This is a genomic window from Haloarcula sp. H-GB4 (assembly GCF_030848575.1).
In the GTDB taxonomy this organism is placed as follows: domain Archaea; phylum Halobacteriota; class Halobacteria; order Halobacteriales; family Haloarculaceae; genus Haloarcula.
Window position 1 is genome coordinate 68,837 of the sequence record NZ_JAVDDX010000003.1, and the last position, 14,084, is coordinate 82,920.

The 14,084-nt window shown below is 62.2% G+C and carries 15 protein-coding genes; 10 read left to right on the forward strand and 5 right to left on the reverse strand.

What is annotated here, in order from left to right:
• The first annotated feature begins 276 nt into the window (after positions 1 to 276).
• The 7 genes from RBH20_RS16570 to RBH20_RS16600 are packed head-to-tail and all read left to right on the forward strand — an operon-like array spanning position 277 to position 5,568.
• Positions 277 to 693 carry an urease subunit beta gene (locus RBH20_RS16570; protein WP_306710664.1) on the forward strand — a complete coding sequence of 139 codons (417 nt, stop codon included), beginning with the start codon at positions 277 to 279 and terminating at the stop codon, positions 691 to 693.
• The gene (gene ureC, locus RBH20_RS16575; protein WP_306710666.1) at positions 690 to 2,396 is read left to right on the forward strand and encodes an urease subunit alpha; all 1,707 of its coding nucleotides are present in this window, start codon (positions 690 to 692) and stop codon (positions 2,394 to 2,396) included. The genes RBH20_RS16570 and ureC overlap by 4 nt, the downstream gene beginning before the upstream one ends.
• Entirely contained in the window at positions 2,393 to 2,779 is a 387-nt protein-coding gene (locus RBH20_RS16580; protein WP_306710668.1) for an urease subunit gamma, read from the forward strand. The genes ureC and RBH20_RS16580 overlap by 4 nt, the downstream gene beginning before the upstream one ends.
• Positions 2,776 to 3,399 carry an urease accessory protein UreG gene (gene ureG / locus RBH20_RS16585; protein ID WP_306710670.1) on the forward strand — a complete coding sequence of 208 codons (624 nt, stop codon included), beginning with the start codon at positions 2,776 to 2,778 and terminating at the stop codon, positions 3,397 to 3,399. The genes RBH20_RS16580 and ureG overlap by 4 nt, the downstream gene beginning before the upstream one ends.
• Positions 3,399 to 4,298, forward strand: a complete 900-nt coding sequence (gene ureD, locus RBH20_RS16590) for an urease accessory protein UreD (RefSeq protein ID WP_306710674.1) — start codon at positions 3,399 to 3,401, stop codon at positions 4,296 to 4,298. The genes ureG and ureD overlap by 1 nt, the downstream gene beginning before the upstream one ends.
• Positions 4,298 to 4,882 carry an urease accessory protein UreE gene (locus tag RBH20_RS16595; protein ID WP_306710676.1) on the forward strand — a complete coding sequence of 195 codons (585 nt, stop codon included), beginning with the start codon at positions 4,298 to 4,300 and terminating at the stop codon, positions 4,880 to 4,882. Before ureD ends, RBH20_RS16595 begins: the two co-directional genes overlap by 1 nt.
• Entirely contained in the window at positions 4,879 to 5,568 is a 690-nt protein-coding gene (locus tag RBH20_RS16600) for an urease accessory protein UreF (RefSeq protein WP_306710678.1), read from the forward strand. The genes RBH20_RS16595 and RBH20_RS16600 overlap by 4 nt, the downstream gene beginning before the upstream one ends.
• A 92-nt stretch (positions 5,569 to 5,660) precedes the next feature.
• On the opposite strand, the gene RBH20_RS16605 is transcribed toward RBH20_RS16600, so the two are convergent.
• The 3 genes from RBH20_RS16605 to RBH20_RS21355 all read right to left on the reverse strand — a co-directional run bounded on the left by RBH20_RS16605 (position 5,661) and on the right by RBH20_RS21355 (position 7,842).
• Positions 5,661 to 6,221, reverse strand: a complete 561-nt coding sequence (locus RBH20_RS16605) for a class I SAM-dependent methyltransferase (protein WP_306710680.1) — start codon at positions 6,219 to 6,221, stop codon at positions 5,661 to 5,663.
• 1 nt (position 6,222) lies between these two features.
• Positions 6,223 to 6,663 carry a DUF302 domain-containing protein gene (locus RBH20_RS16610; RefSeq protein WP_306710682.1) on the reverse strand — a complete coding sequence of 147 codons (441 nt, stop codon included), beginning with the start codon at positions 6,661 to 6,663 and terminating at the stop codon, positions 6,223 to 6,225.
• A gap of 591 nt (positions 6,664 to 7,254) precedes the next feature.
• Positions 7,255 to 7,842, reverse strand: a complete 588-nt coding sequence (locus RBH20_RS21355) for a hypothetical protein (RefSeq protein ID WP_373567970.1) — start codon at positions 7,840 to 7,842, stop codon at positions 7,255 to 7,257.
• A 383-nt stretch (positions 7,843 to 8,225) separates the two neighbouring features.
• On the opposite strand from RBH20_RS21355, the gene RBH20_RS16620 reads away from it, so the two are divergent.
• The 3 genes from RBH20_RS16620 (at position 8,226) to RBH20_RS16630 (ending at position 10,802) form a co-directional block, all read left to right on the forward strand.
• Positions 8,226 to 8,630, forward strand: a complete 405-nt coding sequence (locus tag RBH20_RS16620; RefSeq protein WP_306710686.1) for a helix-turn-helix domain-containing protein — start codon at positions 8,226 to 8,228, stop codon at positions 8,628 to 8,630.
• A gap of 160 nt (positions 8,631 to 8,790) precedes the next feature.
• On the forward strand, positions 8,791 to 9,150 hold the full coding sequence (gene trxA / locus RBH20_RS16625) for a thioredoxin (RefSeq protein WP_306710688.1): 360 nt from the start codon (positions 8,791 to 8,793) through the stop codon (positions 9,148 to 9,150).
• Positions 9,151 to 9,377: 227 nt separating this feature from the next.
• Entirely contained in the window at positions 9,378 to 10,802 is a 1,425-nt protein-coding gene (locus RBH20_RS16630) for an FAD-dependent oxidoreductase (protein WP_306710690.1), read from the forward strand.
• A 15-nt stretch (positions 10,803 to 10,817) separates the two neighbouring features.
• Here the strand turns inward: RBH20_RS16630 and RBH20_RS16635 are convergent, their stop codons facing one another.
• Together RBH20_RS16635 and RBH20_RS16640 are read right to left on the reverse strand one after the other, a co-directional pair.
• Entirely contained in the window at positions 10,818 to 13,400 is a 2,583-nt protein-coding gene (locus RBH20_RS16635; RefSeq protein WP_306710692.1) for a calcium-translocating P-type ATPase, PMCA-type, read from the reverse strand.
• A gap of 241 nt (positions 13,401 to 13,641) precedes the next feature.
• Positions 13,642 to 14,076 (reverse strand): pyridoxamine 5'-phosphate oxidase family protein, encoded by a 435-nt coding sequence (locus tag RBH20_RS16640; protein WP_306710695.1) that lies wholly within the window; start codon positions 14,074 to 14,076, stop codon positions 13,642 to 13,644.
• Positions 14,077 to 14,084: the final 8 nt, after the last annotated feature.

Genomic DNA, 14,084 nt, shown 5'->3' on the forward strand with positions numbered 1-14,084 from the left:
TTCTGCGGCCCGAAATCACCCGTTCTATGCTCGCCCGCGCTGTCAGTGTCGCCGGTCATCGAGACCGCCGGCAGACTGGACGTGAGTCGTGTTGACTCCCGGAAGTAGGACAGTTCGATAGTCGAACCCCTTTATGTAGGTCTGAAACTTTAGCATTTAATCCGGTTCTCGATATAGAGGCGTCACTTGCGCAGAGAGCAATCATTTTAGTATGTGTATTCAAAGAGACGGGCAGATGATAGACAAACAGTCAGAAATACTCGGGGCGGTGGCGCGATGAGTGATAGACTCGTGCCCGGCGAGGTCATCCCGGGCGAAGGGACAGTGACGCTGAACGAAGGCCGGGAGACGACGGAAGTGACTGTCGGGAACACCGGCGACAGACCCTCGCAAGTCGGGTCGCATTTCCATTTCTTCGAGGCCAATGCGGCCCTAGAGTTCGACCGCGAAGCGGCCATGGGGATGCGGCTGAATATTCCTGCCGGCACGGCCGTCCGGTTCGAACCCGGCGACGAGCAGACGGTCGAACTCGTCGAAATCGGTGGGAAGCGACGCGCCCACGGGATGAACGGACTGGTCAACGGGAGCGTCGACGGCGACACGAGCGACGCAGTCGAGCGGATGCGGGCGGCAGGGTTCGGGGACACGGCCGAGACCGCAACGGACGACGGCGACGCGGAGTCCGACCGATGACACGCGACATCGACCGCGAGAACTACGCCGAACTGTACGGGCCGACGACGGGAGACAAAGTCCGGCTGGGTGATACGGAGCTGTTCGCCAAGGTCGAAGAGGACCTGCGGACCCACGGCGACGAGGCGGTGTTCGGCGGCGGGAAGACGCTCCGAGACGGGCTGGGAATGGCTCCCGGCGTCACACAGGCAGAGGGCGCGCTCGACTGGGTGCTGACGAACGCGACGATTATCGACCCGATACTGGGTATCGTCGCCGCCGACATCGGGATTCGCAACGGGGAAATCGCCGGTATCGGGAAGGCCGGCAACCCCGACACGATGGACGGCGTCGACATGGTCGTCGGCCCGTCGACGGACGTCTATCCGGCCGAAGGGAAGATAGCGACCGCCGGCGGCCTCGACATCCACGTCCACTTCAATTCTGCACAGCTTCACGAACACGCGCTGTCGGGCGGTATCACGACGATGTTCGGCGGCGGGTACGGCGGCGGCGCAACCACCTGCACGACCGGGCCAGAGAACGTCAAGCGGTTCTTGCAGGCCGCCGAGGCGTGGCCGGTCAACGTCGGTTTCTACGGGAAGGGTAACGCCTCCGACCCCGGCCCGCTCCGCGAGCAGGTCAGGGCCGGTGCCTGCGGGCTGAAACTGCACGAGGACTGGGGGTCGACGCCAGAGACAATCGACACCTGCCTCAACGTCGCTGAGGACGAGGACGTGCAGGTGTGTATGCACACGGACACGCTGAACGAAGCCGGATTCCTCGAAAACACCTTCGGGGCTGTCGACGGCCGGACCATGCATCTGTTCCACATCGAGGGTGCGGGCGGGGGCCACGCGCCGGACATCATGGAGATGGTCGGCGAACCGAACATGCTGCCGTCGTCGACAAACCCGTCGATGCCGTATACCGATAACACGTTCGACGAGCATCTGGACATGGTGATGGTGTGTCACCACCTCAACCCTGACGTGCCGGAGGACGTGGCTTTCGCCGAATCCCGCGTTCGCGCGGAGACCATCGCCGCCGAGGACGTGCTCCACGACATGGGCGCAATCTCAATGATGACCTCGGACTCCCAGGCGATGGGCCGGATGGCCGAAGTCATCCCGCGGACATGGCAGACGGCCTCGAAGATGAAATCCCAGCGTGGCCCGCTGCCCGAGGACGAAGGGACCGGCGCGGACAACCACCGTATCAAGCGCTATATCGCCAAATACACCGTCAACCCCGCTATCAGCGCCGGCATCGAAGAGCACGTCGGGACACTCGAACCCGGCAAGCTTGCCGATATCTGCCTGTGGGACCCCGCCTTCTTCGGCGTCAAGCCGGCGATGACGTTCAAGGGTGGGTTCCCGGTCCACTCGGAGATGGGCGAAGCCAACGGGTCACTGATGACCTGCGAACCGATTCTTCAGCGCGAACGCGCCGGTGCGGTCGGCAAGGCCAAACACGCCCTTTCGCTGTCGTTCGTCTCTCCGGCGGCCGCCGAAGCCGGCATCGACGAGAAGTACGGGCTCGACTCCCGTGTCGTCCCGATTGAGGGCGCACGCACGCCCGGCAAGGACGACATGGTGCACAACAGCTACTGTCCGGACGACATCGAGGTCGACCCGGAGACCTTCGAGGTCCGGGTTGACGGCGACCACGTCACCTGCGAACCGTCTTCAGAACTCCCACTCGCGCAGCGATACCTGCTATGAAACTCACAGCCAAAGAACAGGAGCGACTCACGGTCTTTACCGCCGCAGAGGTCGCGCGACGCCGCAAGGAACGCGGTGTCCCGCTGAACCACCCCGAAGCTGTCGCCTACATCAGTGACTGGTGCATCGAGCGGGGCCGGGACGGTCAGTCGGTCGCCGAAATCCGCTCCGGCGCGTCGAAACTGCTCGGCCGCGAGGATGTGATGGACGGCGTCCCGGAGATGATAGATATGATCCAGGTCGAGCCAGTGTTTCCCGACGGGACGAAACTGGTCACGGTTCACGACCCGATTCGCTCCGACAGCGTCGGGTCGGCCGACGACGAACCGACGGAATCGGAGGCGGCGACTGACGGCGGAGACTCAGCGGGGACAGACGAGTGAGTCTCACACACCGCGACGTGGCGACGGTCGGTATCGGCGGTCCGGTCGGTTCCGGGAAAACCTCACTGTTGACCGCGCTTGTTCCCGAACTGCGCGACCAGGGGCTTGATGTGGGTGTCATCGCCAACGACATCCTCACACAGGAGGATGCCGATGTGCTCCGCGAGCGCTTCGCCGGCGTCGTGCCCGAGGACCTCGTCGCCGGCGTCGAAACCGGGGCGTGTCCGCACACGGGCATCCGCGAGGACCCGTCGATGAACCTCCAGCAGATCGATTCGTTCCTGGCCGACCACCCGGAACTGGACCTGGTGTTGGTCGAGAGCGGCGGCGACAACCTCGCGGCGACGTTCAACCCCGAACTCGCCGATTACTCGCTGTACGTCATCTCGGTCGCGGAAGGGGAAGACATCCCTCGCAAACGCGGGCCGGGGGTCGTCGACTGTGACCTGCTCGTCATCAACAAGACTGACCTCGCGCCCCACGTCGGCGTCGACCTCGACGTGATGGAACGGGACGCTACCGAGGTTCGGGACGGCCCCGTCGTCTTCACCAACTGCAAAGAGGAGACGAATATCGACGAGGTGCTGACACACGTCCGCGACGGGGTGCTGTTCGCCTGATGGCCGCCGACGCGCCCCATCCGGCGTTCGAGGGGTATGCGACCGAGGCCGTGCCACAGGCCGCTGTGGGCTCCCCCGGGAAAGACGGCGTGCTCGAACTGACCTTCGAGCGGACGGCTGAGGGAACGACCCTGGTTCACGACTACGCGACGGTCCCATTCCACATCTCGGGAACGCTGGGCTACGACCCACTCCCCGAGGCCGACACCGTCTTCATCCAGTCGCCGACCGGCGGCGTCGCCCAGGGTGACCGCCACGACGTGTCGATAACCGTCGGGGACGAGGCCGTCGCGCACGTCTCGACCCAGAGTTCGACGAAGGTCCAGACGATGACGTGTAACTACGCGGCCGCCGACACGACCCTCAGCGTCGGCGCTGGCGGCCACCTTGATTACGTGCCCGAGCCGACGATACTCCACGCCGATTCCCGCTACCTGCAGGAGCTTTCGGTCGATCTGGGCCCAAGTGCGACTGCTGTGGTCAGCGACGTGGTCGTCCCGGGTCGTCTTGCCAGAGGCGAGCGCTTCGAGTTTGAACGATACCTCTCCCGGGTACGCGGGACCGGCCCCGATGGGCTCCTGTTCGAGGACGCGACACATCTGCGGCCAGAGGAAGAGGATCCCACGGCACCCGGCGTTCTCGGCGAGTTCACCGTCTACGGGATGACGTTCGTTCTCGCACCGGACCGTGACGAGGCCGAACTGAGCGACGCACTCCACGCAGTCGTCGCCGACGGTGAGGCGCGAGCCGGTGCGACAGCGTTGCCGAACGGTGCCGGGGTCGCGGTCCGTGCCCTTGGCGACCGCGCCGAGACCGTCCAGTCGACGCTCCATGCGGCCTGGGACCACGCACGCATCGAGCTACTGGACGCGCCTGCGCCATCCGGGAGGAAGTACTGATGCTGGTCGCAGACACCTATCTCGGCCACCGCGACGACGATGCTGTCGCCGAGGCCGTCGATGCATCGGACTACGCCACTGTCGTGCTCTCGGACACCGAACGCCAGCGCTCGCGGGTCCGGACTGAAACGACAGCCGGCCGGGACCTCGGTATCGTGGTTGCCCGTGACCTCGCGGACGGCGACGTACTTGAAGCTGAGGACGGCACTCTCGTCGTTGTCGAACTCGCCGAAATCGAGGCCCTCGTGCTCGATTTCGCCGACAGAGATATCTCACCAGCCACGGCGCTGGAGCTCGGCCACGCGGTGGGGAACAAACACTGGAACCTCGCGGTCCGCGAGCAAGAAGCCCTGTTCCCTGTGACCGACTCGAAGGAACGGATGGAAGCCACGGTCGCCGACCTGCTCCCTGCAGACGTGCCGACGCGGTACGAGCACGTGCCGCCGACCACGTTCGACGATGGCGGGGTCGATCACACCCACGGTGACGGTACCGACACACATGATGACGGTGACCACAGTCACGGCGGCGCTGGCCACGCCCACAACCACGGCGTCCGTACTATCGACGGAGGGGACCAGTGAGCGACACTGCAACGCTTGAATCGTTCCGGCTCGCAGATTCGTTCCTGCCGGTCGGGACCTACACCGTCTCCTACGGGCTGGAACAGTTCATTCAGGACGACCGAGTCGAAGATGCGGCAGACCTCGAAGCGCTCCTGTCGACGTATCTCCGACGGCAAATCGGCCCCGCCGAACTCGTCGCGCTCCGGGCCGCACACGCCGCCGCGACCGACGGTGATATCGACGCGATCTGCCATGCCGACCAGCGCCTGTCGGCCGTGACGCTGGCCGCAGAGTTCCGCGAGAGCGCCCAGCAGTCCGGCGACCGGCTGCTCTCGCTCCAGACCGAACTACGTGACGAGGCGCTCCTGAACCGCTACGCGGAGCGCGTCGACGCCGACGAAGCACCCGGAAACTACGCCGTCGTACTCGGCGTTACGACGGCGCTGGCGGACGTGGCCGTCCGCGAGGCTTGTTTGCTGTGCTGTCACGGCTTCGTCACCGGACTCCTGGGCGCAGCCCAGCGTCTCCTGTCGCTCGGCCACACGGATGCCCAGCGAATTCTGGACGAACTACAGCCGGTGATGGCGGCCGCAGTCGACGATAGCGCGGGCCAAGGAGTAGATGAGATGACTCCGTTCGCCCCACTGGTTGACGTATTGGCCACCGAGCACGAACGGGCGGAGCGACGGCTGTTCGCCAGTTAACGCCAAGCACGTTTGAGAGCAGAGTAGGGCACTCCTGTTCTCGGACCGACTCTCGGAGAAACGGAGCGTGTCCAGTGGTCAATGCTGACCCGTTATTCAGCACTCACGACGAGCAGAAACGTCTCCGGTCGCACAGCCTCGAACTCAACCGTGAACCCGTGCTGGCGGAGCGCGTCCGTCGCCTCATCAGCCGAAAACCGTTCATCGACGGGCGGGCCGTTGCGACCGCTTCCAGAAGCCGCCCAATCGGCGATGGCGAACGTCCCACCGGACTTGAGCACCCGTGCAACCTCGCTCAGCGCCCCGTCGCTAGCGAACTCGTGGTATGTCATCGTCGAGAACGCCGCGTCGAGACTGCTGGTATCGAACGGGAGGTCGTCGACCGCACTCGTCACGAGGTCGACGTTGTCGGGGACACCTTTCTCCCGGTAGTAGTCGTGCATCACCTCCTGCACATCCACAGCGTACACGTGGTCGACGGCCGGTGCAACGTCGTCGGTGTAGAAGCCGGTCCCACTCCCGAGATCCGCGACCGTCTCGTCACGACTGGCCGACAGCGCCCAGCGGAGTTCTTCCGCAGAGAGAGAACGGTACCGTTGCTGTGCATCTTCGAGCTTGTCGGCCCGGCCGGCATCAAAGGTGTGATAGCCCATGTTAGAGGTTCTGGAACGCCTCGTCAACGATTTCACCGGTGTCGGCGACGATATCTGCCATCTCCTCGTTGTCGGGTGCCATCCCGACGAGGCGAGCGATACGCATAATCGAGACGTGATAGACACGCTGTTGCCCGGGCTCTTCTTCCCAGATGACGACGTTGCAGGCCATGAGCGCACCGAGTCTGTTGTCCGTCGCATCGAGGGCACGGTCGGCAACTTCGGGATTACAGGCCCCCAGCACGTAGTACGGGTCACGGTCCGCGTCGATCTTCTCGTTGAGCATTTCGGAGGGCGAGAACTCGACGGGGACACCGAATCCGGCGTCAGTGAACACGTCCCGGACGTGTTCGATCGCGTCCTCGTGGCTCATTTCGAGCGTCGCCTGTTGTTCGCCGATGTCTTCAGGATCAATCTGACTCGGGTCGATTGGGAGCGTCATTCGTGTATTATATTGTGCCTACAGAGCAAAGTCTCTTCGGATATGCTGTTGGTAGCGTGACGCAATCTCGCAAATCCTGAATCTAACAGAAAACCCGCTAAGCGTTGAGGATGTAGCTGTAGCCTGTGGGCTGAATATGGACTATTGCCCAGCCCTCAGGAGCGCTGCAGGTATAGACTGGTACGGAAACGACGCTGTTAGCGAGCGCTTTCATGGGTACTGAGCCAGGTCTGTCCGTGGAACCCCGCACACTTCCGTAGTTGCTTACATCGGACTGGATATCTCATTCAGCGTTCGAGGAGTTCACGCTCGTGACGCCGAGGCCGGGAGTCCGCGGTCAAAGGCGCTTCGCTCTCGAACCCCAAGCTAACTCTTTCAATGTAACCCAATAGTGTGAATAATGTGCAAAAGTATCGGGTCCCTGAGTAACGCCGGAGATACGGTTACGTGACGCCGTTGAAACCCTCCAGAGCTGATAGGAATGGCGTGGTGAATACAGGCCGCATAGTCACCAATCTTCAGGTGCGGTCAGGTGAGGGTGGTGATTATTCAACACGGAGAGGACATAGGTCGCTCTACGGGAGAAGACACTCATCCGTTCTCGCGTCGAACAAGGTTCCCGAGAAGGACGTCGCCGAAGACGAGAACGAGAACTGCGCCGACAAGATCTGAGACGAGGTCGAGCAGCGTGTCAGTCTTTCCGTAGGAGACGAGTATCGGTTCGAGACCGAGTCGTCGCGACGAGGCGTGAATGATGTACTCCATGAATTCCCAGAGGATGCCCATGGTGGCGACACCGGTAATGACCCGCTGCTCCGGGTCTACGCCCAACCGCCGCGAGAGTACGTGAATCAGCCCACCAAGAACCGTCGCCGAGTGAATATGGGTCAGATTGTCCCACCACCAGATATCGTCGTACGGGCCGAGCATCCCGACAGCGTGTGTCAGCATCGCTGTCTCTACATAGATCCGCTGCCACGGCCGAAATTCAACGGCACAACGCCGTTCCAAGATGTCTGGCAGAGACGCTCCTCCGAAGGCGATGAGTGCGTTCACAACCGCCCCAGGGCTCCGCCTTCTGATCCCCTCGGCGAAGCATACAGCGATACCTGTGCGGATCGCACTCTTGAGTAACCCTGTGACGTCCGGAAAAGGCGTCCCAGGTTCAGAACGACTCATACCTCATTGGGCCGCGTGTGTTGCGTGGCTGCCAAAGCAGTGTCCTGATCAGATATCATTTCCGAGAGCCTCGTTTTCTATTTCTGTCAGGGAGGATGTAGCTACCGTAGAAATACTTTATGTTGCTCGTGCTATAGACAGCCAAAACTTCCAGCGAACGGCTCGCTGGCTTTGAGCGGCGGGGTGAGCAACAACGGAGGCATGGAGGTCGAGAGGTGAGATGTACGCTACAACCGCGACGAGTAGAGACTACCCGGACGATGGGGCCGTGTCGGTTGGGTCATGAAACCATGCCCGCCCGTTAGCTGGCAGCTTTTGCGTGCAGTTGTGCGAACCGTACACAAGTCTTATAACTGCGTAGCGGGTACAAAAAGGTGATAACGATGCCAGATTCGATGTCTGAACAGCTCCGTCGGGACATGCAGTGTGAGGGTCTGTTAGAATGTTTCCACGGGCTCAAGGAACTCGACAAGGAATGCTTTCGAGCGCTTGTCGAAGCCGAGGAACCACTGACCGTCGACGAACTCGCCGATGCAGTCGATCGTGAGCGCTCAACCGCGTACCGCGCCGTCCAGCGGCTCCTCCAAACGGGCTTTATCGAGAAGGATCAGATCAACTACGATCAGGGCGGCTACTACCACGTCTACTCGCCGACGGACCCGTCACAGATTGCAGACGAGATGCAGCGGATGCTTAACGACTGGTACGCGAAAATGGGCCAGCTCATTCAGGAGTTCGAGAATAAGTACGAACAGTCCGAGTCTGCAGCCCCGACCGTCGAAAGCTAACGCCGCGTCTTTCTCTCTATCATACTCTGTCGCTTCCGAGCCGAGCAGATTTCTCCCCGTGAAGCGGTAACCATCTACTATCTCTACCAGCCGCCAGTATTTCATAGTATTGTGTATTGTGGGCAAAACCTTATTTGTCGCTGCCGCGTACATTTTGGTGATGGCAACTGATACTGCATCCGACGCCGGAACCACCGCAACAAACGAACCACTTCACATCGACGGCGCAGACCAGCTTGATGATGTCGTCAGTAAGTACGATGTCGTCCTGACGGACTTCTATGCCGACTGGTGTGGCCCGTGCCAGATGCTCGAACCGATCGTCGAGACGCTGGCCGCAGAGACCGCCGCGACCGTCGCCAAAGTCGATGTCGACGCCAACCAGCAACTCGCACAGTCGTACGGCGTCCGTGGCGTGCCGACGCTCATCCTGTTCGCCGATGGTGAGCAGGTCGAAGAAGTCGTCGGCGTCAAAGGCGAGGCAGACCTCCGGACACTCATCGAATCCTACGCCGAGTAAGGGCCCGAGACGCACAGGGTCTTGTCATCGCCGGCTCTAGGATCGCGTGAGAGTTGGAAGCACCTCCCAGTCCCATTCAGTCGTGACAACTGGAGAAAGGCAGTTTTTGGGGGGTGAGAGGGCGACGAACAGCGTCGAATCTGTGTCGGGCACAGTCAATAGCTACGGCGGCACGGGGTACCCACATCTCACTCAATCATTAGTACCATAGCGAGACGAGAGTCTGTATGACGGACCCGTTCGCAGTCATCGGCGGTGACGCAGCCGGGCTAAGCGCTGCAAGCAAGTTCGCCCGCGAGGCACCGGACCGTGACGTGATTGTCTTCGAAAGAGGCGAGTGGGTCTCCTATGCCCACTGCGGGACGCCGTATTACGTGAAGGGAACTGTCGAGCGGCTGACGGACCTCCTCTCGCTGTCGCCCGAGCAGGCGGTCGAACGGGGGATCGACCTCCGCCGGAACCACGAGGTCGTCGGCGTCGACACCGACGCAGAAGCGATCACCGTAGCCCACGACGGCGAGACGTTCAGCCAGCCATACGGCGACCTGCTGGTCGCGACGGGCGCACACGCGGTGACCGGGCCGATACCGGGGGCGGAACACGACGGCGCGTTCACGATGCACGGGCTTGATTCGGCTGCCGCGGTCCGCGCAGCGCTGTCCGATGCGGGTGACTCGGCCGTCGACACGGGCATCGAATACGTCGATACGACGCTCGTCGAGAAGTACGCCAACTGGGAGCCACCGGAGCGAGTCGCTATCGTCGGCGGCGGCTACGTCGGCGTGGAAATGGCCGAAGCGTTCCGGGCGCACGATGTCGAAACGCACCTCTTCCAGCGGTCGGGCCACCTCCTGCCGCCGTTCGGGGAAGCAGTGGGCGAGCGCGTTGCCGACCACCTCCGGAAACAGGGCGTGACGCTACATCTGAATACCGCCGTCGAGGAACTCGTCGGCAACGAGAGCGGGTACGTCGCATCGGTCGCTCACGACAGCGGTATCATCGACGTAGACCTCGCGCTGGTCGGTATCGGCATCCGGCCGAACACAACCCTCGTCGAAGACACACCGGTCGACCTCGGGGTCTCCGGAGCGATAGCAGTCGACGAGTACGGGGCGACAAGCGTCGACGGAGTCTACGCCGCTGGAGACTGTGCCGAAGACCGCCACGCCGTGACCGGCGATCCTGACTGGGTTCCTCTTGGACTGACCGCGAACCGGGCCGGTCGCGCGATCGGGCAGACCGTCGCTGGCGACCCCTCGCCCGTCGGAAACATCGCCGGGACAGCCGTCGTGAAGGCGTTCGACCTCGAATGCGGTCGCGTCGGCCTCCTCGACCACGAGCAGGCCAGCGCTAACGGCTTCGACCCGGTGTCGAAGACAGTCACGGCCGGCTCCCGGTCAGGGTACTACCCCGGCGGTGACGACACCGACGTGACGCTGGTCGCAGACCAGAAGAGTGGTCGCCTGCTGGGCGGCGCAATCGTTGGGGCAGACCGGGCGGCGATACGTATCGACACGCTCGCGACGGCCATCGAAGCGGGCATGACCATCGATGAACTCGAACGGCTGGACCTGGCGTACGCACCACCATTCAGCCCCGTCTGGGACCCGGTGCTGGTCGCCGCGAAAGTGCTCAACGGACAGCTGGAATAAGGGCGGTCCGAAGCGTCACAATCGCTTCACCCCGCTGGCAACAGCGAGATACAGCGGTAAGGCGAGTAAGAGGACGCCACCGAGCAATCCCCAGTCGGAGAGTCCGAGTGGGACCGTCCCGAAGTAGATGTTGAGGGGGCTGTACAGAACGGCGAGTTGCAGGAGTATCGACCCACCCACTGCGGACGCCAGCCAGCGATTGGATAGCGTCGGTGTCTCCCGGAGCCAGCGGATCACGTACAGCTTTTCGAATTCGAGGAACACGAACCCGGTGAATACCATCGTCATCGCGTAGGGCGTGACTGCGGGTGCGCCGGCAAGCGTGACCAGTAGCAGGCCGAGCATTACCATTGTTGAGATGACCCCTGTTCCCCCGATGAGCGCGAGCATATCGTGGTCAACGATACCGCGATCCGGATCTCTGGGCGGTCGCTGCATCACGTCATCGCTTTTCGGGTCGGCTCCGAGTGCCAGTGCTGGCAGCCCATCCGTCAGGAGATTGATCCACAGCAACTGGACTGCCGGCAGGACGAGGTAGCCAAAGAGCGAGGCGATAAAGACGATGGCGACTTCGGCCACATTGGCACTCAGCAGGTAGCCGACGAACTTCCAGACGTTATCGAAGATGGCTCGCCCGCGCTCGATGGCCCGCTCGATTGTCGCGTAGTTATCGTCCAGCAAAATAACGTCGCTGGCCTGTTTGGCCACGTCAGTCCCACGGGCGCCCATCGCGACGCCGATGTCGGCGTTTTTCAGCGCCGGTGCGTCGTTGACCCCGTCGCCTGTCATTGCGACAGTGTGACCGTTCGCCTGCAGTGCTTGCAGAATCCGGACTTTGTGCTCCGGAGACGTGCGTGCGAACACGTCCACAGACTCGACACGGTCGCGGAGCGTGTCCTCGGAACAATCCTCGACATCACCACCTTCCATCACGCGCTGGCCCAGACCGAGTTCGCTGGCGATGGCTGCGGCGGTCCGAACATTGTCACCGGTTACCATCTTCACGCCAACGCCTGCACGCTCAGTTGCCGCGATCGCGTCGGCGACTTCCTTTCGGGCCGGATCCATCATACCGACCAGCCCGGCGAAGATCAGGTCGTCACTGACATCGTCGGCTTCGCCAGTGTCATCGCGTTCCACCACGTCGACATCCTCTGTGTACGCCACTGCGAGCACCCTAAGCGCGTCGTCAGCGAACGCGCCGACCTGTTCCCTGATCTGCTCGGCTTTGTCGGGCGTCAGGTCAGTCGGACCGGTATCGGTAAGAACGCGGGCACACTTCGAGAGGATGACTTCAGGCGCGCCTTTCACGTAGACCGTGTCATCGTGAACGGTGCCCATCCACTTGCGCTCCGACGAGAACGGAATCTCGTCCGTTCTCGGGTGCTCTTCACGGAGGCGTTCGACGTCGATTCCAGACTCGGCAGCCGCCATGACGATGGCCTGCTCTGTCGGGTCGCCCGCTTCGAGCGTCGCATCGCTACACAGTGTCCCTGCGCGGAGCACCGTGGCAACGCGGTTAGGCAGGGCTTCTCCGTCCATTTCGTCACTGTCGACAACAGCGTCGTTGACCCAGATCTGACTGACTGACATCCGCCCCTCGGTCAGCGTTCCGGTCTTGTCCGTACAGATGACATCGACGGAGCCCAGCGCCTCGACGGCAGGCAAGCGCCGCACGAGCGCGTTCTCATCAGCCATTTTCCGGACACCGAGGGCCAGCGTTAGCGTCACAACCGCTGGTAGTCCCTCGGGAACCGCGGCCACAGCGAGGGAGATTGCGGTGAGTGCCGCCTGAACCAGTTCGGTCCCCTGGAAGACGAGGAGTGGAACCACAAACGCAGCAAGCACCATCACGCCGACACCGAGCGTCCGCCCGAGCGTGTCGAGTTCCGTCTGCAGCGGTGTGTCTGTTTCCTCCGTGCTCGCGAGTTGGCGAGCGATGGCCCCGACCTCGGTATCCATCCCGGTGGCCGTGAGGACGGCAACGCCCGAACCACGCGTGACATTCGTCCCCTTGTACACCATCGATTTGCGCTCCGCAAGCGGTGCATCAGGATCCACCGGTTCAGTTTCCTTCGCGACCGGAGTACTCTCACCAGTGAGCGCTGCTTCGTCGACTTCCAGAGACTGACAGTCAATTAGCCGACCGTCCGCTGGAACGACATCGCCGCTCTCCAGTTCGACAACGTCGCCCGGGACGAGTTCGGTCGCGTCGACCGCAACAGACTGTCCGTCGCGTCTGACTGTCGCTGTCGGTGCGGTCAGTTCTCGCAGTGATTCGAGCGTGTCCTCTGCACGGTAGTCCTGAACGAAGCCGAACAGTCCGTTCCCGACCACAATGACGGCTATCAGCACTGCGTCAACAGCGTTGCCCGCCCACACGGACAGTATCGCAGCCGCAACAAGAACCCAGATAAGAGCGCTATCGAACTGGGCGACAGCGATGTCGAGTGGTGTCCGTTTGCTCCCCTGCGTTATTTCGTTCTCGCCGTGCCTGCTGAGCCGATTTCGGGCTTCCGATGCCGACAGCCCATCAGACTCGCTGTCAAGCCCCGAAAGAACGTCGGTAGTTGGTTGCGTGTGGGCGGCCTCGGACATGGAAGTCTGATCTACCGCAGTGTTGATATGTGTTTGCCTCCACACTACGGCGGTTCTTCTTTGAGACGCTGGTTTCGACGGTGGAACGGTCGTGTCTGACTCGTGACAATCGCAACCAAATGAGCATATAAAACGAGGTTCGAGACACCGGCGTGAGCGGTGATTCCGAAATCGTGTAATGGAGCCTCGAGTGGTGTTGTAAGGGACCGTCTCGAGTGGTGTTGTAAGGGACCGTCTCGCTCTAAGGTTCAGTTCGGCCCGTTAGGTCATCCGGCACGAGGCGGTAGAATTCGAAGGTCACTTCGCGGAGTGGGCGTTCAAAGATGTCAATCAACGGAATTTCGACGTGCTCAAGCCCCGCTAGCGTTTCAGTCTCGATTCCCTCCCGTTCGACGTCTTCAAGTCGACCGCTGGCGACCACACTCTGCCATCCGGTCTCCGTCTCGTGATAGGTCACGAACGTAGCCGGGCGGTCGCTGAGTTCGCCTTTCGACTTCTCAGTGCCGACAGCCAGACGGAAATAGAAGGTGGTGGTCGGCGCGTCGTACCCATACGAAACCGGAACTGAGTGTGGCGGCGCGTCGCCGGCGGCAAGTGAGAGGACGCCCGTCCCCCCGTTGTCCAGAAGCGCGTCCCGTTCCTCGTCGGTCATCGTAACCGGGTTTTCCGCGGACATAGTTATTG

What these genes read in the sequence shown, in the direction of transcription:
- RBH20_RS16640 (WP_306710695.1), bottom strand. Translation starts at nt 14,076, where the DNA reads ATGTCCGCGGAAAACCCGGTTACGATGACCGACGAGGAACGGGACGCG.
- RBH20_RS16630 (WP_306710690.1), top strand. Translation starts at nt 9,378, where the DNA reads ATGACGGACCCGTTCGCAGTCATCGGCGGTGACGCAGCCGGGCTAAGC.
- RBH20_RS16580 (WP_306710668.1), top strand. Translation starts at nt 2,393, where the DNA reads ATGAAACTCACAGCCAAAGAACAGGAGCGACTCACGGTCTTTACCGCC.
- RBH20_RS21355 (WP_373567970.1), bottom strand. Translation starts at nt 7,842, where the DNA reads ATGAGTCGTTCTGAACCTGGGACGCCTTTTCCGGACGTCACAGGGTTA.
- RBH20_RS16620 (WP_306710686.1), top strand. Translation starts at nt 8,226, where the DNA reads ATGCCAGATTCGATGTCTGAACAGCTCCGTCGGGACATGCAGTGTGAG.
- RBH20_RS16595 (WP_306710676.1), top strand. Translation starts at nt 4,298, where the DNA reads ATGCTGGTCGCAGACACCTATCTCGGCCACCGCGACGACGATGCTGTC.
- ureC (WP_306710666.1), top strand. Translation starts at nt 690, where the DNA reads ATGACACGCGACATCGACCGCGAGAACTACGCCGAACTGTACGGGCCG.
- RBH20_RS16610 (WP_306710682.1), bottom strand. Translation starts at nt 6,663, where the DNA reads ATGACGCTCCCAATCGACCCGAGTCAGATTGATCCTGAAGACATCGGC.
- RBH20_RS16570 (WP_306710664.1), top strand. Translation starts at nt 277, where the DNA reads ATGAGTGATAGACTCGTGCCCGGCGAGGTCATCCCGGGCGAAGGGACA.
- trxA (WP_306710688.1), top strand. Translation starts at nt 8,791, where the DNA reads ATGGCAACTGATACTGCATCCGACGCCGGAACCACCGCAACAAACGAA.
- RBH20_RS16605 (WP_306710680.1), bottom strand. Translation starts at nt 6,221, where the DNA reads ATGGGCTATCACACCTTTGATGCCGGCCGGGCCGACAAGCTCGAAGAT.
- ureD (WP_306710674.1), top strand. Translation starts at nt 3,399, where the DNA reads ATGGCCGCCGACGCGCCCCATCCGGCGTTCGAGGGGTATGCGACCGAG.
- RBH20_RS16635 (WP_306710692.1), bottom strand. Translation starts at nt 13,400, where the DNA reads ATGTCCGAGGCCGCCCACACGCAACCAACTACCGACGTTCTTTCGGGG.